This window comes from Planotetraspora kaengkrachanensis (assembly GCF_016862895.1).
In the GTDB taxonomy this organism is placed as follows: domain Bacteria; phylum Actinomycetota; class Actinomycetes; order Streptosporangiales; family Streptosporangiaceae; genus Planotetraspora; species Planotetraspora kaengkrachanensis.
Genome location: NZ_BONV01000030.1, coordinates 1 through 20,628 on the forward strand (window position 1 = coordinate 1; position 20,628 = coordinate 20,628).

General features: G+C 70.7%; 18 protein-coding genes. 7 read left to right on the top strand and 11 right to left on the bottom strand.

Features of this window, described 5'->3' with window-relative positions; genetic code table 11:
• Nucleotides 1-129: 129 nt before the first annotated feature.
• From Pka01_RS27005 to pcrA, 5 genes are all read right to left on the bottom strand, one after another.
• On the bottom strand, nucleotides 130-1,764 hold the full coding sequence (locus tag Pka01_RS27005; RefSeq protein WP_203885707.1) for a cell division protein PerM: 1,635 nt from the start codon (nucleotides 1,762-1,764) through the stop codon (nucleotides 130-132).
• Between the two features lie 574 nt (nucleotides 1,765-2,338).
• The gene (gene sucD, locus Pka01_RS27010) at nucleotides 2,339-3,214 is read right to left on the bottom strand and encodes a succinate--CoA ligase subunit alpha (RefSeq protein ID WP_203885708.1); all 876 of its coding nucleotides are present in this window, start codon (nucleotides 3,212-3,214) and stop codon (nucleotides 2,339-2,341) included.
• Complete coding sequence (gene sucC / locus Pka01_RS27015) at nucleotides 3,214-4,395, bottom strand: ADP-forming succinate--CoA ligase subunit beta (protein WP_203885709.1); 1,182 nt, start codon at nucleotides 4,393-4,395, stop codon at nucleotides 3,214-3,216. The genes sucD and sucC overlap by 1 nt, the downstream gene beginning before the upstream one ends.
• A gap of 158 nt (nucleotides 4,396-4,553) precedes the next feature.
• On the bottom strand, nucleotides 4,554-4,955 hold the full coding sequence (icmB, locus tag Pka01_RS27020) for a coenzyme B12-dependent isobutyryl CoA mutase small subunit (protein ID WP_203885710.1): 402 nt from the start codon (nucleotides 4,953-4,955) through the stop codon (nucleotides 4,554-4,556).
• A 175-nt stretch (nucleotides 4,956-5,130) separates the two neighbouring features.
• A complete protein-coding gene (gene pcrA, locus Pka01_RS27025; protein ID WP_486357946.1) occupies nucleotides 5,131-7,377 on the bottom strand; it encodes a DNA helicase PcrA in 2,247 nt (748 codons plus the stop codon).
• 95 nt (nucleotides 7,378-7,472) lie between these two features.
• Between pcrA and Pka01_RS27030 the strand changes: the two genes are divergently transcribed.
• Both Pka01_RS27030 and Pka01_RS27035 read left to right on the top strand, forming a co-directional pair.
• Nucleotides 7,473-8,192 (top strand): PIG-L deacetylase family protein, encoded by a 720-nt coding sequence (locus Pka01_RS27030; RefSeq protein ID WP_203885711.1) that lies wholly within the window; start codon nucleotides 7,473-7,475, stop codon nucleotides 8,190-8,192.
• Between the two features lie 120 nt (nucleotides 8,193-8,312).
• Entirely contained in the window at nucleotides 8,313-9,050 is a 738-nt protein-coding gene (locus Pka01_RS27035; protein WP_239115355.1) for an ABC transporter permease, read from the top strand.
• Nucleotides 9,051-9,068: 18 nt separating this feature from the next.
• Here the strand turns inward: Pka01_RS27035 and Pka01_RS27040 are convergent, their stop codons facing one another.
• From Pka01_RS27040 to Pka01_RS27065, 6 genes are all read right to left on the bottom strand, one after another.
• Nucleotides 9,069-9,785: a CPBP family intramembrane glutamic endopeptidase gene (locus Pka01_RS27040; RefSeq protein WP_239115357.1), complete on the bottom strand. Its 717-nt coding sequence runs from the start codon at nucleotides 9,783-9,785 to the stop codon at nucleotides 9,069-9,071.
• A 66-nt stretch (nucleotides 9,786-9,851) separates the two neighbouring features.
• Nucleotides 9,852-10,559 carry a neutral zinc metallopeptidase gene (locus Pka01_RS27045; RefSeq protein ID WP_203885713.1) on the bottom strand — a complete coding sequence of 236 codons (708 nt, stop codon included), beginning with the start codon at nucleotides 10,557-10,559 and terminating at the stop codon, nucleotides 9,852-9,854.
• Nucleotides 10,560-10,564: 5 nt separating this feature from the next.
• Nucleotides 10,565-12,025, bottom strand: coding sequence for a glutamate-cysteine ligase family protein (locus tag Pka01_RS27050; RefSeq protein ID WP_203885714.1), 1,461 nt, complete (start codon nucleotides 12,023-12,025; stop codon nucleotides 10,565-10,567).
• Nucleotides 12,026-12,164: 139 nt separating this feature from the next.
• Nucleotides 12,165-12,803 (bottom strand): LuxR C-terminal-related transcriptional regulator, encoded by a 639-nt coding sequence (locus tag Pka01_RS27055; protein WP_203885715.1) that lies wholly within the window; start codon nucleotides 12,801-12,803, stop codon nucleotides 12,165-12,167.
• Entirely contained in the window at nucleotides 12,803-14,023 is a 1,221-nt protein-coding gene (locus Pka01_RS27060) for an ATP-binding protein (RefSeq protein WP_203885716.1), read from the bottom strand. Before Pka01_RS27060 ends, Pka01_RS27055 begins: the two co-directional genes overlap by 1 nt.
• Nucleotides 14,024-14,366: 343 nt before the next feature.
• Entirely contained in the window at nucleotides 14,367-14,633 is a 267-nt protein-coding gene (locus Pka01_RS27065; protein WP_203885717.1) for a hypothetical protein, read from the bottom strand.
• Between the two features lie 239 nt (nucleotides 14,634-14,872).
• Between Pka01_RS27065 and Pka01_RS27070 the strand changes: the two genes are divergently transcribed.
• The 5 genes from Pka01_RS27070 to Pka01_RS27090 all read left to right on the top strand — a co-directional run bounded on the left by Pka01_RS27070 (nucleotide 14,873) and on the right by Pka01_RS27090 (nucleotide 20,530).
• Nucleotides 14,873-16,456 carry a PspC domain-containing protein gene (locus Pka01_RS27070; RefSeq protein ID WP_203885718.1) on the top strand — a complete coding sequence of 528 codons (1,584 nt, stop codon included), beginning with the start codon at nucleotides 14,873-14,875 and terminating at the stop codon, nucleotides 16,454-16,456.
• A 61-nt stretch (nucleotides 16,457-16,517) separates the two neighbouring features.
• Nucleotides 16,518-16,670: a hypothetical protein gene (locus tag Pka01_RS27075; RefSeq protein WP_239115359.1), complete on the top strand. Its 153-nt coding sequence runs from the start codon at nucleotides 16,518-16,520 to the stop codon at nucleotides 16,668-16,670.
• 103 nt (nucleotides 16,671-16,773) lie between these two features.
• Complete coding sequence (locus Pka01_RS27080; RefSeq protein ID WP_203885720.1) at nucleotides 16,774-17,250, top strand: (2Fe-2S)-binding protein; 477 nt, start codon at nucleotides 16,774-16,776, stop codon at nucleotides 17,248-17,250.
• Nucleotides 17,247-19,658: a xanthine dehydrogenase family protein molybdopterin-binding subunit gene (locus tag Pka01_RS27085; RefSeq protein WP_203885721.1), complete on the top strand. Its 2,412-nt coding sequence runs from the start codon at nucleotides 17,247-17,249 to the stop codon at nucleotides 19,656-19,658. The genes Pka01_RS27080 and Pka01_RS27085 overlap by 4 nt, the downstream gene beginning before the upstream one ends.
• The gene (locus Pka01_RS27090) at nucleotides 19,655-20,530 is read left to right on the top strand and encodes an FAD binding domain-containing protein (RefSeq protein WP_203885722.1); all 876 of its coding nucleotides are present in this window, start codon (nucleotides 19,655-19,657) and stop codon (nucleotides 20,528-20,530) included. The genes Pka01_RS27085 and Pka01_RS27090 overlap by 4 nt, the downstream gene beginning before the upstream one ends.
• Nucleotides 20,531-20,628 lie beyond the last annotated feature (98 nt).

Genomic DNA, 20,628 nt, shown 5'->3' on the forward strand with positions numbered 1-20,628 from the left:
TTGTTTCAGGCGCGTGTTCCTGGCGCGTGTTTCTGGCGCGTGTTCCTGGCGCGTGTTTCTGGCGCGTGTTCCTGGCGCGTGTTTCTGGCGCGGCCGCCGGCGCGGGGTGCCGTTGGACGGCCGGCGCCGTCACTCGTCGCGATCCCAGGCGTACGGGTCGACGTAGATGACGTGCCCGCCACGATCGTCCGACTCGTCAACGATGTCCTTGCGCGGAGGGCGCGGTTCGTCGCGGCGGGGGGGCTGGGGCTCCGATCCCCCCGTTCGGGTCGTCCCTGCCGCGATCCCGCCGAACGTCTCCGCGTGTTCGTCGGTCCAGTCGTCCTTGATCACCGGAATCGGCTGGGTGTCGGCCTCGGTGGCATCGAGCCAGTGGCCGGGCAGGACGCGCGGATTCCGGTCGGCCAGCCGTACTTTGCTCGCCGCCTTGGCGATGACCGCGCCCGCCTTGCGGACGGGCTCGGGCGGGGTGGCGGGCCTGCGGGAGATCAACCACCAGTTGGCGATCCCGGCGGAGATGCCGGCCGCCACGCCGACCTCCAGCGTGACCGACAGCGCCACCTCCCATGGCGACGGCCCGACGGCGGACAACCGGGCGCCGCCGAGGGGACCGCCGGACAGAACGGCGAGCAGCCCGGCCATGGCCCCGGTGCTCAGCCCGCAGACGAACCCCCACAGTGGCGCCACCTCGATCGTCGGCGTCGGCGCGACGCGCGCCATCACGACCCCCGCGACCGCCCCCGCGGCGAACGGCACCGCGATGACCGCCATCACCCAGGCCGGTGACGGGCCCGGCGCGGGAAGGGCGCCCAGCAGCGGCAGCGAGGGCACGGCGCCGAGCTTGACCCCCGTCGGCGCGACCAGGGTCCCCGTGCCGATGGCGAACCCCGGCCCGGAGATGTACGCCATCCCCCAGACGACGGCGTTGAACAGGTAGAGGCCCTCGACGAGGAGGAGCAGCAGCCCGCCCACGAAACCCGGGGCGAGGACCCCGGACAGCTCGTGGATCTGCTGGAAGTTCACCGCGATGGCGCCCAGTACGAGCAGGGCCCCCGCGGCGAGGAGGATCAACACCGCGACGACGGTGGCTGCGACGATCGACCGAGGGCGCTCGGGAAGCAGGCGCAACATGGACTTCCACGGCCCGATGGTGCGGGCGGTGGCCAACGACCCCGCGACGAAGGCCAGCACGACATGGCTGACCAGCGCCTCACCCAGGAACGGCTGCGTCACCTGGTTGCGCGCGACGAGTGCGATCATGCCAGCGAGCAGCGAGTACGGCGCGGCGAGCGAGATCCCGGCCTGCGCGATCAGCACGAGCTGCGCCCGGCGCCGGGCGTTCTCGACGTCGCGCGGCGTGCCCTTAGGCAGCCGGGCCGGCATGCGCAGCCGCAGGTCGGCGTCGCGGGCCATCCACAGACCCGCCCGGTAGAGCAGTATCCCCGGGAGGATCATCAGGCCCAGCGGCAGAAGGCCGACCCTGCCTCCGGGGATGGCGAAGCCCGCGTGGTGGGCGGCGAGCCAGAGTTGGCATGCCGTACGGAAGACCCCGGGTAGCCCGTCACCGAACGCGCTGAGCGGCGCGGCGATCCAGCCGACGAGCGTGAGGGTGGTGAGGACGGCAAGGCCGGCCCCGAGCGTCCAGACGGCGGCGAGCATGCCGGAGACGGGTAGGGGACGCCGGGTCTCCTCGTCGTCGCTTTGGGGCCCACGGCCGAGGACGGCACGGGGGGCGGTCCGAAGTTGGTCGAGAAACGCCGTCACGCTATCCCATGCTCCCAGCCCGCCCCCACATTTCCCCGCCGCCACGCCGAGGCCGCGAGCGTGATCCCGCACGGATTCGCGGGCACGGCGACCCCTTGGTGTGATCATGCACAGACTCGGGATCATCCCTCATGACCCGCTCAACCCCCGCGCGTGATCATGCACAGGTTCCCGGAAACACGTTCCGACCTGCCCAGCCCTTGCGCGTGATCATGCACAGGTTCGCGGAAACGCACTCTGACCTGCCCGTTCACGATTCGTGATCATGCACGGATTCGCGGGCAGCTCCTTGAGCTGGGCCGAATACGTTCGTGACCATGCACCCCGATAGGAGATGCATGGTCACGAATGACGGAACCGCAGCCCAGACCTCCTACCGCCGACTGCATGCATGATCACGAAACGGATCAGCGCAGGTAAGTCGGCGCGATCTCGAACCCGCGCATGATCACGCACAGAGAGGGGGCCGGTCAGATGGCACGGCGCCGAATCTGTGCATGATCACGCGCGAGGTTGGGGCTGGTCAGATGGCCCGATCACGAACTTGTGCATGATCACGGCCAAAGGGTGGGGGTCAGCGGGACTGCATGACCTCGCGCATGAGGCGGGCGGTCTCGCTGGGGGTCTTGCCGACGCGGACGCCGACCTTCTCCAGGGCTTCCTTCTTGGCCTGGGCCGTACCGGCCGAGCCGGACACGATCGCGCCCGCGTGGCCCATGGTCTTGCCCTCCGGAGCGGTGAACCCCGCCACGTAGGCCACGACCGGCTTGGTCACGTGCTGCTCGATGTAGGCCGCCGCCCGCTCCTCGGCGTCGCCGCCGATCTCACCGATCATCACGATCGCGTCGGTACCCGGATCGTCCTGGAAGGCCTGCAACGCGTCGATGTGCGTCGTCCCGATGACCGGGTCGCCGCCGATGCCCACCGCCGTCGAGAAGCCGATGTCCCGCAGCTCGTACATGAGCTGGTAGGTCAGCGTCCCCGACTTGGACACCAGGCCGATACGACCGGGCGTGGTGATGTCCGCGGGGATGATGCCCGCGTTCGAGGCGCCGGGAGACGCGATGCCGGGGCAGTTCGGCCCGATGATGCGGGTCTTGTTGCCCTTGGCCACGGCGTAGGCCCAGAACTCGGTGGTGTCGTGGACGGGAACGCCCTCGGTGATCACCACGCAGAGCGGGATCTCGGCGTCGATCGCCTCCTTGACCGCGTCCTTGGTGAAGGCCGGCGGCACGAAGACGACCGACACGTCGGCGCCGGTCGAGGAGATGGCCTCGGCGACCGTGCCGAAGACGGGCAGGCCCTCGTGGACGGTGCCGGCCTTGCGGGCGTTGACGCCGCCCACGACCTTGGCGCCCGAGGCGAGCATGCGGCGGGTGTGCTTGGTGCCCTCGCCCCCGGTCATGCCCTGAACAATGATCTTGCTGTCGGCAGTCAGCCAGATAGCCATTACGCACCTACCGCGGCGAGCTCGGCGGCACGCTGGGCCGCATCGTCCATCGTGTCCACCAGCTCGACGCCGGGCAGGCCCGCGTCGGCCAGAATCTGCCGCCCGAGAGCGGCGTTGTTGCCGTCCAGCCGCACGACCAGCGGGCGGGTCACGGACTCGCCACGGCCCTCGAGCAGCTGGAAGGCCGAGACGATGCCGTTGGCGACGGCGTCGCAGGCGGTGATGCCGCCGAAGACGTTGACGAAGACCGACCTGACCGAGGGGTCGGACAGGATGATCTCCAGGCCGTTGGCCATGACCTCGGCCGAGGCGCCGCCGCCGATGTCGAGGAAGTTGGCGGGCTTGGGCTGCCCCGCGTAGGCCTCGCCGGCGTACGCCACGACGTCGAGCGTGGACATGACCAGGCCGGCTCCGTTGCCGATGATCCCGACCGAGCCGTCGAGCTTGACGTAGTTGAGGTGCTTCTCCTTGGCCTTCGCCTCGAGCGGGTCCTCGGCGGCCTTGTCGACGTAGGCCACGTGCTCGGTCTGGCGGAAGTTCGCGTTCTCGTCCAGGGTGACCTTGCCGTCGAGGGCCTTCACCTGGCCGTCGGCCGAAAGGATCATCGGGTTGACCTCGACGAGCGAGGCGTCCTCGTCGACGAACACGGCCCAGAGCTTCTCGATGAGCTCGGCGGCGCCGTCAAGCGACTGCGGCGGCAGGCCGCCGGCCTCGGCGATCCGGCGGGCGGTGGCGCGGTCGACGCCCTCGAGGGAGCTCACCGGCACCTTGGCGACCTTCTCGGGCGCGGTGTGGGCGACTTCCTCGATGTCCATTCCGCCGGACGCGGAGCAGATCGCCAGGAACGTCCGGTTCGCCCGGTCGAGCAGGAAGGAGAAGTAGTACTCCTCCGCGATCTGGCTGGCCTCCTCGATCAGGACCTTGTGAACCGTGTGGCCCTTGATGTCCATTCCGAGGATCTGCGTCGCCTTCTGGTACGCGTCTTCCGCGTCGTCGGCGACCTTGACGCCGCCCGCCTTGCCGCGCCCGCCGGTCTTGACCTGGGCCTTCACGACGACCTTGCCGGTCAGCTGCTCGGCGGCCGCGCGCGCCTCCTCCGCGGTGTGCGCGACGACGCCGCGCGGCACCGGGATGCCGTACTCCGCGAAGAGCTCCTTCGCCTGATGTTCGAACAGGTCCACGAGGGTCCGTCCCTTTTGATGTCGAGGCCAGGCGCCGTCGCTGCCGCCCGGCGATTCCGCCCATGAAGCCTAGCCTTAGCCGGGACCGCGCCACATCATCGGGTCCTTGTCGCACCTTGCCCCGGACATGGAAATACGGCAGTCTTGGGCAAAATATCTCAAACCGATGTAGGCACCGCTGTACGGACCCAGTCGACGATTTCCTGGGTCGTGGCCCCGGGTGTGAAGATCTTCGCCACTCCCATCTTGTGCAACTCGGGAATGTCGGCCTCGGGGATGATGCCGCCGCCGAACACCACGATGTCCTCCGCGCCCTTCTCCCGCAGGATCTCGATGAGCCGCGCGAACAGCGTCATGTGCGCGCCGGACAGGATCGACAGGCCGATGGCCGCCGCGTCCTCCTGGATCGCCGCCTGCACGATCTGCTCCGGGGTCTGGTGGAGCCCGGTGTAGACGACCTCCATGCCGGCGTCGCGAAGCGCCCTCGCCACGAGCTTGACCCCGCGGTCGTGCCCGTCGAGCCCCGGCTTGGCGACGACGACGCGGATCCTGGCTTCCATGCAGACCTCCCGAGTGATGCCCGCCAAGCTACGGCGCTGAAGGGCGCGGATCGCGCGCCCGGCCGTACCCGAGGCTACGTCGCCTCGATAGCGTGCCCGCTGCCCGAAGCGTAATCACCCGGCGGCCACCGCCGGGAGCCCCGGCGCCGGATCGCCGCGCGGCGGTCCGCTTCGCTCAGAGTTTCTCGACGTTGGCGTAGGCCAGCAGCAGGGTCTTCTCCCCCGAGGCGCCGAAGTCGATCTTCACTCGGGTCTTCTCCGCGCTGCCGTCGACGGCGACCACCGTGCCGAGGCCGAACGAGTCGTGGGTGACCCGGTCCCCCGGCGAGAGATTCGGGATCTCCTTGCCGCCCGCCTTCCTCGCGGCGGGAGCCGTACGAGCGGGGGTGCGGGAGGTCGCGGCCGACCAGGCGTTCTTGCCCGGGTCTCCGCGCCAGTCGACGAGGTCGCCCGGCACCTCGGACAGGAACCGGGACGCGGGGTTGAACGAGGGGGCTCCCCAGGAGGTCCGCACGGCCGCCCGGGAGAGGTAGAGCCGATGCTCGGCCCGCGTGATGCCCACGTAGGCGAGGCGGCGCTCCTCCTCCAGCTCCTTCGGGTCGCTGAGTGAGCGCATGTGCGGGAAGACGCCGTCCTCCAGCGCGGTGAGGAACACCACGGGGAACTCCAGGCCCTTGGCCGTGTGCAGGGTCATCAGCGTGACGACCCCGCCGTGGTCCTCCCCCTCGGGGATCTGGTCGGCGTCGGCGACGAGCGAGACCTGCTCGAGGAAGTCGACCAGTGTGCCCTCCGGGTTGGCCTCCTCGAACTCGGCCGCCACCGAGATCAGCTCGTTGAGGTTCTCCAGACGGCTCTCGTCCTGCGGATCGCCGGAGGTCTCCAGCTCGGTGCGGTAGCCGGTGCCGTTCAGCACCTCCTCCGCCAGGTCGGACAGCGGCAGTTCCTTGGCACGCAGGTCGTCGAGCAGCGCGGTGAACTCCCTGATCGCGTTGAGCGACCGGGTGGCCAGGCCGGGGGCCTCGTCCGCCCGGCGCAGCCCCTCCCAGAAGCCGATCCGCTCGCGGCCGGCGAACGCCTCGATCATCGCCTCCGCCCGGTCGCCGATGCCGCGCTTGGGCACGTTGAGGATGCGCCGCAGGGAGACCGTGTCGCTCGGGTTGGCCAGGACCCGCAGGTACGCCAGGAGATCCTTGACCTCCTTGCGCTCGTAGAACCGCACCCCGCCCACAACCTTGTACGGCAGGCCGGTGCGGATGAAGATCTCTTCGAAGACGCGGGAGGCCGCGTTGGTCCGGTAGAAGACCGCGACCTGGCCGGGGGTGACCCCCTCGTCGTCGGCGAGCCGGTCGACCTCCTGGGCGACGAACATGGCCTCGTCGTGCTCGTTGTCCGCCACGTAGGCGACGATCTTCGGCCCGGCGCCCTGCTCGGACCAGAGGTTCTTGGGCTTGCGGCTCTCGTTCCTGGAGATGACGGCGTTCGCCGCGTTCAGGATCGTCTGCGTGGAGCGGTAGTTCTGCTCGAGCAGGATCGTCCGCGCGTCGGGATAGTCGCGCTCGAACTCCAGGATGTTGCGGATCGACGCCCCGCGGAAGGCGTAGATCGACTGGTCGGCGTCGCCGACCACGACCAGCTCCGCGGGCTCGGTGCCCCCCCTGACCACGTCGCCGTCCGCCGTCCGGACCTCGGGACGGCCTACCAGCTCGCGGATCAGCACGTACTGCGCGTGGTTGGTGTCCTGGTACTCGTCGACCATCACGTGCCGGAACCGCATCCGGTAGTGCTCGGCGACCTCGGGGAAGAGCTGGAACAGGGTGACTGTGAGCATGATGAGGTCGTCGAAGTCCATCGCGCCGGCCTCGGTGAGCCGCTGCTGATAGGTCTTGTACGCCTCGGCGAGCGTGCGCTCCAGGTGGGTCTGGGCGCGCTCGGCGGCCGTCTCGTAGTCGATCAGTTCGTTCTTGAAGTTGCTCACCTGGGCCGAGAACGACCGCGGCGGGTAGCGCTTGGGATCGAGGTCGAGCTCGCGGCACACCAGCGCCATGAGCCGCTGCGAGTCGGCCTGGTCGTAGATCGAGAAGCTGCCGGTGAAGCCCAGCCGCTTGGCCTCCCTGCGCAGGATGCGCACACAGGCGCTGTGGAACGTCATCACCCACATCGCCTTGGAGCGGGGGCCGATGAGCCGGTCGACCCGCTCCTTCATCTCGCGCGCGGCCTTGTTGGTGAAGGTGATCGCGAGGATCTCGGACGGCTGGACGTTCCGCTCGGCCAGGAGGTAGGCGATCCGGTGGGTGAGCACCCGTGTCTTGCCGGAGCCTGCCCCCGCCACGATCAGCAGGGGACTGCCCTGGTGGACGACGGCCTCCCGCTGCTGCGGGTTCAGGCCGTCGAGCAATGGGTGGGTGGCGGTTCCGGTGGACACCTCCTAAGGGTATTGCCGTCCACCGACATCCGGTGCCCCGCCGTGCATACCGCCCCCTCTAAGGTGAGTTGCCGGAAACGAGGAGGCCGTGGAACATGCTCGACGAAGCTGAGATCAAGAACGTTCTCGTGGTGACCGCTCACCCCGACGACATCGACTTCGGCGGCGCTGGAACGGTGGCGAAACTCGTCGACGCGGGAGCCGAGGTGGTGTACTGCCTGGTCACCGATGGCGACGCCGGCGGCTTCGACAGGCAGGTCGACAACGGCGGGATGGCGGTCGCACGCAGGGCCGAGCAGACGGCCGCCGCCGACCGCGTCGGGGTCGAGGACATCCGTTTCCTCGGGTACCCGGACGGAATGGTCGAGCAGTCGCTCGGCCTCCGCTGCGACATCACGCGAGTGATCAGGCAGGTTCGGCCGGATCTCGTGATCACTTCCACGCCTGAGCGCAACTACGCCCGCCTCGGGCCGAGCCACCCGGACCACCGGGCCGTCGGCGGCGCCACGCTCGACGCGGTCTACCCGGACGCCCGCAACCCCTACGCCTTCCCCGAGCTGCTCGCGGACGAGGGCCTTGACGCCTGGACCGTCCGCGAGGTCTGGCTGATGGGCACGCCCACCCCCAACCGCTACGTCGACGTCACCGCCACGGTGGACCGCAAGATCGCGGCACTGCGGGCCCACGAGAGCCAGACCGGCCACATGCAGGATCTGGACGGCTTCGTCCGGGGCTGGCTCGCCGCGAACGCCGCGACGGCCGGCCTCCCCGAAGGCGCGTTCGCCGAGGCGTTCCAGGCCGTCGTCACCGACTGACCTTCCGCCCCCGGCAGGAACCGACCCACCGTCCGCCCTCGCGGGCAGGAACCGACTGACCGTCCGCCCCCGCGGGCAGGAACCGACTGACCGTCCGCCCCCGCGGGCAGGATCGGTCAGGTGAACACGCTCCTTCCCGTCACCCCTCAGCTCGGCGCGGTGATGGTCCTGCTCGCGCTCGCGGGCGCGGGCGTCGCCGCGGTGGGCAGGCTGGGGCACTCGCGGGCGATCCTCACCGCCTCGGTGCGGGCCGCCGCACAACTGGCCCTGGTGTCCCTGGTCATCGTAGGGGCGATCGGCTTCCTGCCGGCGGCGGCGCTGTTCCTCCTGCTGATGTACGGCGTGGCGGCCTTCACCGCGGGCCGCCGGATCGTCCGGGGGCGTGCCTCGTGGTGGGCGGCCCTGCCCATCGCCGCCGGAGTCGTCCCGGTGCTGACCCTCATGCTGGGCGCCCGCGTGATGCCGGTCACCGGGATGGTCCTCATCCCCGTCACCGGGATCCTCCTGGGCGGCTGCCTGACCGCCACGTCGCTGGCGGGGCGCCGGGCGCTGGACGAGCTCAGAGTCAGGCGCGGCGAGGTGGAGGCCGCCCTGTCGCTGGGCTTCACCCCCAGGGACGCGGCGCTGGAGATCTGCAGGCCGTCCGCCGCCCAGGCGCTCATCCCCGCGCTGGACCAGACGCGGACCGTGGGCCTGGTCACGCTTCCCGGCGCGTTCGTCGGCATGATGATCGCCGGTTCCGACCCCGTCCACGCGGGAGTCGTCCAGGTCGCCGTCCTCGTCGCACTGCTCGCGGCGGAGTCCGTCGCCGTCGTGGTCACGATCGAACTCGCGGCGCGGGGCCTCTTCTCGGAGTGAGTGAGACGCAAGATCCGCTCAGCGCGACGACACCCGCCGCGCGGCACGGGCGGCCACGTAGCCGAACGAGTTCGTGGCGAGATGGAACAGCGACGGCGCGAGCAGCCCGCCTCGCCGCCGCAACTCGTGGAAGAGCACGCCCGCCGCGGCGGTGGACGCGACTGTCCCGGCCACCACGCGCGCGGTGGCCAGGCGGCGCCGCGCCACGGGACCCGGCGGGTCGGACACGAGGCCGCTCAACGCCGGGTTGGCGCGGGCCATGTCCATCGAGGGCAGCACGTGCCACAGCCCGAACAGGGCCGCGGACCCGGCGAGAGCCGTATGCTCCGAGGCCCTGCGCGCCAAAAGCGCGGGCAGAACCCCGCGGAAGCCGATCTCCTCCAGCAGCACCGTCCCGACGGGCACCTGGACGAGGACCTCCTCCAGCAGCCGGCCCCTGGACAACGCGAGCGCGCGCTCGTCGCGCAGCAGCGGGCGCGTCCGCGGAAGGGCGACTCCGGCCGCGTAGACCACGGCCACCCCCGCCGCGAGGAGTCCGCCGATCCGAGCCCCGCGCTCCGCGCGCTCGAAGCCCAGCGCCGGCCACGTCAGTCCCTCGCGCCGTGCGATGCCGACAAGCGCCGCCGTGGCCACGGCCGACGTCACCGGGGCCCAGCGCCTGGCGACCCGGTTGTTCAGTACGTTCGCCCCGGCGAGCACGCCGAGCGAGCACACGAGCGGATCGACGCGTTTCACGAATGCCCTCCCCGCCTGCGAGTGCTCCACGCCGCCATCGTGCCACCCGATTTGGCCGCGCGAGCGTCAACAGGCGCCGACGCCCTGGCCGTACCCCTTGGCGAAGGACGCCTGCCGCTGCGCCGCCGTGCCGTGCGCGTCCGGCGCCCACCACGCGTCTGTGGGATCGCCGGCGGCCTCGAGGTTGGCCAGGAGCTCGGCGCCGTCCCCCGCGTCGGCCTTGAGCGCCCGTTCCTGGACCAGCCCGCTGAGAGTGGCCCCGGCGTAGCAGTCCGCCTGTAACTCGCGCTGCACGTTGAACTGGAAGTCGTTGACGAGCTGCGCCTGTACGGCATGCCCGAACTCGTGGGGGATCACGAGGTAGACGGCCCCGTCGCCCATCCGGTCGTACATGCCCTGCAGCCAGGCGGCGTCGTAGGCGATGAAATGCCCGCTCGGGCAGTAGAACGCGTTGTTCGGCACCGAGGGCTGCCTGCCGCAGTCAGGGCCGTCCTCGCCGTTGTAGGCGACGAAATCGCTGATGGGAGCGTAGGTGTTCCCGCTCTGCTGGAACCGCTCCGCCCAGAACCGCTCGGTGAGACACCTCGCCAGCTCGATGTCGCCGGCGAAGTCCTGGCCCGTCGCGTCACACGGACCCGCGACCGAGCCGCGCGGGGGCGCGCCGGCCGGGTCACCCGGTTCACCGCCGCAGGCCGCGATCAGTGACACCACCAGTGTCCCCGCGAGGACGAGCGGGAGGAGCCGTCGAAGGATCACTCCGTCATAGTCACCCATTCCGGTCAAAGATCCCAGAGGTGGACCGGCTTGTTCTCGTGCATGCGCTCCAGGTAGCGCAGGGTCATCCCGCGCAGCGCGTCGTACCCGCCGCCGAGGTCGCGGACGGCGTCCACCTGCCAGGACGCCCCCGTGCGACCCGTCAGGCAGCGCTGCTCGATGATCCCGAGTAGCCGGTCGCGCTGGACGGGGTCGACCCCCCACAGGTCGAGACCCCGGTGGGCGAGCGGCAGCAGGCGGCGCAGGACGAGTTCGGCGGCGGGCACCTCCCCGAGACCCGGCCAGTACAGGCGCGCGTCGATGCCGTGGCGGGCCGCGTTGCGCAGGTTGTCCTCCGCCGCGGCGAAGGACATCTGCGTCCACACCGGCCGCTCCTCCAACGGGAGCACACGCATGAGCCCGTAGTAGAAGGCGGCGTTGGCGACGACGTCGGCCACCGAAGGACCCGCCGGGAGCACCCGGTTCTCCACCCGCAGATGCGGGACGCCGTCGACGACGGCGTACACGGGCCGGTTCCAGCGGTAGACGGTCCCGTTGTGCAGGGTGAGCTCGTGCAGTTCTGGCGTGCCTCCCCGCTCGAGCACCTCGCGCGGATCCTCGTCGTCGCAGATCGGGAGCAGCGCGGGGAAGTAGCGGACGTTCTCCTCGAACAGGTCGAAGACCGAGGTGATCCACCGCTCGCCGAACCAGACCCTCGGGCGCACGCCCTGCGCCTTCAGCTCGTCCGGCCGGGTGTCCGTCGCCTGCTCGAACAGGCTGATGCGGGTCTCCCGCCACAGCTCCCTGCCGAACAGGTAAGGCGAGTTGGCCGCGACCGCGATCTGCGGCCCCGCGACGGCCTGCGCCGCGTTCCAGTGGTCGGCGAACCTGGAGGGACTCACCTGCAGATGCAACTGGACGCTCGTGCACGCCGCCTCGGGAGTGATGCAGTCGGCGTAGGTGTCCAGGCGCTCGGTTCCCTCGATCTCGAAATGCATGGCCTCTCCGCGTGCGGCGAAGATCTGCTCGTTGAGCAGCTTGTATCGGGGGTTGGCGGACAGGGTCGCCTCGCTGACGTCCGCCTCTTTCAGCGTGGGCAGGATCCCGACGAGCATGAGGTGTCCGCCGACCTCCCGGGCGCGCTCCTCGGCATGGTTGAGACGGCGCCGTACGGACTCCTCGAGGCGCAGCAGCCCGTCGCCGCCCAGCTCCTGAGGCTCGATGTTGATCTCGACGTTGAACTGCCCGAGCTCGGTCGCCCAGTCGGGCTCCGCGATGACCTCGAGGACCTCCGCGTTCTTCATGGCAGGCTCACCGCGCGCGTCGACCAGGTTCAGCTCGATCTCCAGGCCGGCCAGGGGCCGCTCGACCTCGAAACGGGACTCGCGCAACATCTGCGCGAGGACGTCGAGCGACCGCCTGACCTTGTCGCGGTAGCGGCGGCGGTCTTCTCCGGTGAACGCGATGGCGGGAACGTCACGGCCCATCTGAACCTCCGAGCGGTGCCAGGCCCCCGATCACATATGAGGTACTTCCCCACATTTGACGCGAGCGCGACCGTTTCGCGGTTCAGTTCAGGCCGTGCGAGATCAGGCCGTCCGGACCAGGCCGTTCAGACCAGGCCGTTCAGACGAGGCGGCGGGCGGTCGCCCAGCGGGAGAGCTCGTGCCGGTTGGACAGCTGGAGCTTCCTGAGCACGCTCGACACGTGCGTCTCCACCGTCTTGACCGAGATGAACAGCTCCTTGGCGATCTCCTTGTAGGCGTAGCCCCTGGCGATGAGCCGCAGCACCTCACGCTCGCGCTGGGTGAGCGAGTCCAGCTCCGGGTCGATCGGGGGGGCCTCGGTGGAGGCGAACGCGTCCAGGACGAACCCCGCGAGCCGGGGCGAGAACACCGCGTCGCCGTCGGACACCCGGGTGATCGCGTCGGTGAGCTCCGCGCCGCTGATGGTCTTGGTGACGTAACCGCGGGCGCCGCCGCGGATCACCCCGATCACGTCCTCGGCCGCGTCGGACACCGACAGGGCGAGGAACCGCACCTGCGAACCCGGGCCGAGCACCCGCTTGAGCACCTCCTGACCGCCGCCGCCGGGCATGTGCACGTCCAGCAGGACGACGTCGGGCTCCAGGTCGGCGATGGCCGCCACGGCGGAATCCACGTCGTCGGCCTCGCCGATCACCTGGATCGACGGCCCGAGCTCGGCGCGGACTCCCGACCGGAACAGCCGGTGGTCGTCGACGATCAGGACACGCACGGTCTTCATCAAGTGTTCCTCTTCATGGTCAGCATGACCTCGGTACCGTCGCCGGGTTCGGTCCTGACCCGGGCGCTGCCTCCGTGGCGTTCCATCCTGCCGATGATCGACTGGCGGATGCCCATCCGGTCCTCCGGGACGTCGTCGAGGACGAAGCCCTTCCCCCGATCGCGGACGAATACCGTCACCTCGTCCGCCTCGACCTCCGCGTAGACGGATATCACCGGCGACTCGGAGTATTTCGCCGCGTTCACCATCGCCTGTCTGGCCGCGTGGAGCAGGGCGACCAGTCCGTCGGTCAGCTCGCAGTCGCCCACGCAGACCACCTCGATCGGCACGCCGTGCGCGTCCTCCTCCTCGGCCGCGGCCCTGCGCACCGCGGCGGCCAGGGTCGCGTCGGCGTCCTGTTTGGGCTGGTAGAGCCAGTTGCGCAGCTCACGTTCTTGCGACCGGGCGAGGCGGGTCACCTCGCGCGGGTCGTTCGCGTTGCGCTGGATCAGGGTCAGGGTGTGCAGCACGGAGTCGTGCACGTGCGCGGCGACCTCCGCGCGCTCCTCCTGCCTGATGCGCTCGGTGCGCTCCCGCTGGAGCTCCTTGACCAGGGAGGCAAGGTACGGCGCGGCGATCATGAGGATGCCGCCGACGACGACGGCGGTGAAGACCAGCCCCGTCCGCGCCTTGGCGAGTTCGCCGCTGGCGGCGAGGAATCCGACGGCCCCCACGGCCACGAGGAGCGCCCCGATGATCGTCCGGACCCAGGTCGTGCTCACCTGCTTGACCGCGCCGGTCATCCACCGCTGCCGCCTGCCGGGGTCGGCCTGCTGCCACAGGATCAGCGCGCCGATGCCGCCGACGGCGATCGGCCAGGTCCCGAATCCACCGCTCGAGGCGCCCGTCATCCAGCCGAAGGCGGCGAGCGCCAGCCAGAGCACGCCGTACGCGGCGAGCTGGCCCCAGTCGCGCCCGGGATCGCGGCCCTTGACCTGCTCCTTCGGGGTGAACATCCACAACGCGGCATACGCCACGAATCCGAGCCCGTCGACGACGGTGAGCAGCACGAAGGCCAGCCTCAGCACGACAGGGTCGAGCCGCAGCTGGGCGGCGGCGCCCTGGGCCACGCCCGCGACCACGCGGCCCTTCACGGGCCTGACGAGCCGCGGGTACGCCTCAGGCGCCTTGGACACCTCGGTTTCCCGCACGCTGATCCCGACTTCTGGAATGACTGACATTTCGCGGCACATTCGGTGGGCGGTCGGACATCTCGGCAAGCATCGTCACACGCCGCCGCGCGGCGCGCATCAGGGCATGCCCTGGCTCGTCCCCGAGAGTGCGTCCCGTCCTTCGGGGTCCCTCCTTCGGTTTCCTCACCTCCGACCCTATGGGGCGGCCGGCCAGTGTGGCGGCGAGCGCCCGGGAAGCCCGCGCGGACCCGCGTCCGCATGAGCCGCCGGGGCGTCCGCGTGAGAAGCCGGCACGCCGCCGAGCCGAGGCGAGGTTCGTGAAACGAGCGATGTCGCGTGAACCGCATGGGACCACCGGGACCCCCGCGCACCCCGGCGGCCCTTGTGGCGGTCAGGATCCGGAGCCGGCCTCACCTCCGTCCGGAGGCTCGGGGTCGTCCCGCCCGACCAGCAACGCGAGCACCTTCAGCGCCCGGTCGCCGTGGGACTGCGAGAACGTCGCGGCGCAGGCGATGACCCCCAGAAGGATCACCGATGCTGCGGCCACGCCGACCGCGGTCACGAGAATCGGGACGGGTGTCGGCTGGCCCGAGGCCAGGATGGCCGACCCGAGGCCGGCCGCCGCGCTCAACGCCGGCCCCACCCACGTGCGGCTCACTGGATCACGATCGCGGTCCTCCTGTCTGGCGATCCTTTGTGCGCCACTCGACGGACATCACCCCTGGATCGCCTATCTGATCTCTTTGATACCCCTCTGTACGGCTCCCGCCAAGCCTTCGGGGCTCCCACGGCTCATCCGTCACCGGCATCCCGGTCGCCCCCGGCGTCCCCGGCTCGGGGACGAGTCAGGGGTTCCCCCGATGGTGCGCGGACGCAGCGCGAAGCCAGGATGGACATATGACCGAGGCGCCACCCACCCCTGAAGAGCCCGCCGCGGGCCCCGAGCCTGATCGCCCGCTGTGCCGGAGCGAGTCCGGCCGCATGTTCACCGGCGTGTGCGCGGGGCTCGGCAGGTACACGGGGATGGATCCGGTCCTGTTCCGGGTGGGCTTCGCCGTGCTCCTCCTCGCCTCCGGCATCGGGGCCATGTTGTACGTGGCCGCGTTCCTGCTCATGCGGGACGCCCACGGGGGGCCCGGTTACCTGGAGCGCTGGACCCACCGCCTGTTCGACGCCGAGACCGTGCTGGCCCTCATGGCGGCCGTCTTCGCGTTCGGACTGATCATCAACGTGGCGTCCGGCGGGATCAACCGGGGCACGATCGTGGTGGGCACGTTGCTGGCGATCGTGCTGCTCGCCGCCCACGCCCGCGGCGTCGACCTGCTGACGATGGCGAAGTCCGTGCCGGACCGGGCGATCGGACGGCGCGGCATGACCCGCAACCCCGCGGAGAACCCGTTCGGCTCCGCCTCCCCGGGGGCGGGGTTCACCGGCCGGCGCCCCTCGGCTCCCCACACGCCGTTCGGCGGCGCACCCGCCGGGCCCGCCGGAGGCGCGGCCACCGGTCAGGACACCGCTTCCCCGCAGGACACCGCACCCGAGCAGAGCACCACGCCCGGGCAGGACGCGGGGCAGGAGGCGGGGCAGGGCGCGGCGGATGCCGGCGTCCAGGGGGAGGCCGCGGCCTCCGCATGGCCCGCGAACCCCGCCGGCCCTGCCACGCGGCCGTTCGGCGCAGCTCCGCCCACGGAGAGCGGCTACCGGCGGCTGTCCGATCTCGCCAGGGAGGCGCGCGCCGGCACGTACGGCTACGCCTCCGGTGAGCCCTTCGCACCTCACGGTCCCTACACGGTGCGCGAGCCGTACCGGCCCGAGGGACCGCCCCCGGCAGCGCCGCCGCCGCCACCGCGGCCGGCCAAGCCGAAACGTCCCAGATCTTTCGTCGGCGGGCTCACCGTCTGCCTGGCTCTCATTGTTGGAGGGGTCGTGGCTGCCGTACAGCAGTCGGGCACCGGCTCGGTCAGCCTGCCGATGGTCGGCGGGGCGGTTCTCGTCACGATCGGGGCGGGCCTGCTCGTCGCGACGTGGTTCGGCCGGGGCGCGGGGCTCGTCGTCCTCGGCATGTTCGTGTCACTCGTCCTGGTCGCGGGGTCAACGGTGAACGGAATTCCGAAGAAGGTGGGCAGCTTCGTCTGGCATCCGGTGACGGTCACCCAGGCGAGTGAGGACTACACGCTCGGGATGGGTGAGGGCAGGCTCGATCTGAGCGATGTCCCCCTCACCCCGGGAGCACGGGTCAGGTTCAACGCGTCGGTGGCGGTCGGGCAGATCACCGTGATCGTCCCCTCGACCGCAAGGGTCCAGGTGTACGGATACACCCGGCTGGGCGAGGTGAAGATCGACCACAAGGTCGAGGACGGCGCCGACGTGCAGTTCGACCGCGTCCTCGAGCCGGAGGTCACGGGCACCGGCGACGCGCCGACGATCGAGTTGCACGTCAAGGCGGGCATCGGGGACGTGGAGGTGCGCCGTGCGGCCTGACGCGGAGCCGGCCCCCACCGCGGAGCCGCCACGTCTCCGGCGGGTCCACAGGACCGACTTTATGGCCCTGCTGTGCGGCCTGCTCTTCATCGGCATCGGCGTCACGTACATGGCCGTGCCCGGGGCCGACGCCGTCATCATGGCTCCGGTGGTGGTCGGAGGCCTGGGCTTCGCGGCCTTCGTCGCGATCATCGCCAAGGCGATTCGGCGATGACCCCCGACATTTCGTAGTTCCGGGAACACGGGGGGTTGACCGAACAGGACGGGAGCGTACGTTCACACGTATCCGGTCTCACTGCTCTGTTCGGGAGGCTGTTATGGCCCGAATCTCCGTCGAGGTCGACGGAATCGCCTACGAGGACGATGTGGAGCCGCGACTGCTCCTCGTCCACTACCTGCGAGATCGCTTGGGGAAGACGGGGACCCCGATCGGTTGCGACACCACCAACTGCGGCGCCTGCACGGTGCTCCTGGACGGCACGAGCGTGAAGAGCTGCTCCGTGCTCGCCGTCCAGGCGGACGGCTGCGACGTCACCACCATCGAGGGCGTTTCCAGCGACGGGGAGTGGCACCCCGTGCAGAAGGCCTTCCACGAAGAGCACGCCCTCCAGTGCGGTTACTGCACTCCCGGCATGATCCTGGCCTCCATCGACCTGCTGAAGGACGATCCCGACCCGTCGGAGGAGGCCGTGCGTCAGGGGCTGGAGGGCAACCTGTGCCGGTGCACGGGCTACTGCAACATCGTCCGCGCCGTCCGGCGCGCCGCTCAGGAGATGCGGGTGACGACGCCATGACCGAGCAGCTCGACACGGGCGTGGTCGCCCAGCAGATCAAGGAGCACGACGTCCTCGACGCCCCCGCCGGCGGCTCCGAGGTGGGCCGGGCGCGCAGGCGCAAGGAGGACGCGCGCCTGGTGACGGGGCGCACCCAGTGGACGGACAACATCCAGCTGCCCGGCATGCTCCACGTGGCGTTCCTGCGCAGCCCGATGGCGCACGCCAGGATCACCCGGGTGGACACCTCAGCGGCCCGCACCCGCCGCGGGGTCGTCGCCGTCTTCAGCGGCCAGGACTTCGCCGGGGAGCAGGGCAGCCTGCCGTGCGCGTGGCCCGTCACGCCGGACACCGTCATCCCCGAGCACCCGCCGATGGCCGTGACCACGGTCCGGTACGTCGGAGAGGCGGTGGCCTGCGTGGTCGCCGTCGACCGGTACGCGGCGGCGGACGCGCTCGAGGCCATCGAGATCGACTACGAACCGCTGGAACCGGTCCTCGACATGACCGAGGCGCTGGCGGAAGGAAGCCCGAAGGTCCACGAGGCGGGCAACGAGTCCTTCACCTGGAATTTCGCCGGGGGCGACATCGATGCGGCCTTCCACGAGGCGCCCGTCGTCATCGAGAGGACCTACGTCCAGCAACGCCTCATCCCGTCGGCGATGGAGCCGCGCGCGGTCGTGGCCCAGACCGACGGCGACCACTACACCCTGCACTCCTCGACGCAGATCCCCCACGTCCTGCGGGTCATGCTCGCGCTGACAACGGGGATCCCCGAGCACAAGTTACGCGTGATCGCGCCGGACGTGGGCGGCGGCTTCGGTTCCAAGCTGCAGGTCACAGCGGAGGAGGTGCTCAGTCTCCTGATCACCCGCCGCCTCGGCAAGCCGGTCAAGTGGACGGAGTCGCGGTCCGAGGGGAACCTGACCGTCCACCACGGACGCGACCAGCTCCAGCGGATCCGCCTCGCCGCCGACGCGAACGGCCGGATCAGGGGCGTGCAGGTGAAGCTGCTCGCCGACATGGGCGCCTACCTGATGCTGGTCACGCCGGGCGTCCCGCTCCTCGGCGCGTTCATGTTCAACGGCATCTACAAGATGGACGCCTACGACTTCACGTGCACCGGCGTCTTCACCAACAAGATGCCCACCGACGCCTACCGGGGCGCGGGCAGGCCCGAGGCCACGTACGCGATCGAGCGCGTCATGGACGAGTTGGCGGCCGAGATCGGCGTCGACCCGATGGAGATCAGACGGCGGAACTGGATCCAGCACTCCGAGTTCCCGTACACCACGATCTGCGGCCTGACCTACGACTCGGGCAACTACGAGGCGGCGACCGACCGTGCGCTCGCCCTGTTCGGCTACGACAAGTTGCGGGCCGAGCAGTCGGACCGGCGGGAGCGTCAGGACCCCGTCCAGCTCGGCATCGGGATCTCCACCTACACCGAGATGTGCGGCCTGGCGCCCAGCCGCGTCCTGGGCAGCCTCTCCTACGGCGCGGGCGGCTGGGAGCACGCCGACGTCCGGGTGCTCCCGACCGGCAAGGTCGAGGTGGTCACGGGGACCAGCCCGCACGGGCAGGGCCACGAGACCGCGTGGAGCCAGATCGTCGCCGACTCGCTGGGCGTGCCGTTCGAGGACGTGGCGGTCCTGCACGGCGACACGGCGACGTCGCACAAGGGCATGGACACCTACGGCTCACGCTCGCTTGCCGTGGGCGGGATCGCGGTCGTCCGTGCCTGCGACAAGGTCAAGGAGAAGGCGCGTCAGGTCGCCGCGCACCTGATGGAGGCGTCGCCTGACGACGTCGAGTTCTCCGAGGGCCGGTTCCGGGTCCGCGGCACCGGGACGTCGCAGACCATCCAGGAGATCGCACTCGCGACGTTCGCGGCGCACAACCTGCCGGACGGCTTCGAGCCGAGGCTCGACGCGAGCGCCACCTTCGACCCGGAGAACTTCTCCTTCCCGCACGGGACGCACCTGTGCGCCGTCGAGGTCGACACCGAGACGGGGGCGACGGCGATCCGGTCGTACGTGGCAGTCGACGACGTCGGCAACGTGGTCAACCCCCTCATCGTCGAGGGACAGGTCCACGGCGGCATCGCCCAGGGCATCGCGCAGGCGTTGTTCGAGGAGGCGGTCTACGACTCCGACGGCAACCTGCTCACCACGACGATGGCCGACTATCTGCTGCCGTCGGCGGCGGACCTGCCGAACTTCACCACCGACCGCACGGAGACCCCCGCGACCTCGAACCCGCTGGGCGTCAAGGGCGTCGGCGAGGCGGGCACGATCGCGTCGACGCCGGCGGTGGTCAACGCGATCGTCGACGCGCTGCGCCCGCACGGCGTCCACGACGTGCGGATGCCGTGCACGCCGGAACGGGTTTGGCGAACCCTGCGGACAGAAGGAGGGGAGCCCGCATGATCCCCGCGTCGTTCGACTACTTCAGGCCCTCGACCATCGAGGAGGCCGTGGACGTGCTCGCGGGCGCGGGCGAGGAGGCCAAGGTCCTGGCCGGAGGCCACTCGCTGCTGCCCCTGCTGCGCCTGCGGCTGGCGTATCCCACCGCCCTCGTCGACGTGGGCCGCGTCGCCGGGTTGCGGGGCGTCTCCGATCGGGGCGACCACGTCCTCATCGGTGCCACCACCACCCACGACGAGGTCGTCCGCTCCCCGATCGTCAGGGAGCACTGCCCCCTCGTCGCCCTGGCGACGGCGACCGTCGCCGACCCGGCCGTACGGCACCGCGGCACGTTCGGCGGTTCGCTGGCGCACGCCGACCCGGCCGGAGACCTGCCCGCCGTCGCGCTGGCGCTGGACATGGTCCTGGAGGTCCGGTCGCCCGCCGGCGAGCGGGCGATCCCGGCGGCCGGCTTCTTCCTCGACTACCTCGAGTCGGCCCTCGCACCCGGGGAGATCCTCACCGGGGTCCGGGTGCCGAAGCTCGGCCCGGGGTGGGGCTTCCACTACGAGAAGTTCCACCGTACGGCGCAGGCCTGGGCCACGGTCGGCGTCGCGGCGGCCGTCAGGCAGTCGAACGGGACCGTCGAGGAGGTGCGCGTCGGCCTGACCAACATGGGGTCCACCCCGGTGCGCGCCACAGCCGTCGAAGAGGCGGCCCGGGGCGTCGAGGCCGGGCAGAACGGCGGCCTCCGCCGGGCGGCCGAGCAGGCCGCGGAGGGCACAGACCCGCCGGCCGACCTGCACGCCCAGCCCGACTACCGGATGCACCTCGCCCGGGTGCTGACGCATCGGGCGCTGCTGTCCGCGTCGGCCCACCGCTCCCCGGCGACGTGATCGGGCGGCGTGCGGAGAACGAGCCGTAGGAGGACGGCCCGCCGTCCGCGGCCTGGTGATCTCAGGTCGCGGACGGCGGAACCGCGGGGTACGGCTCC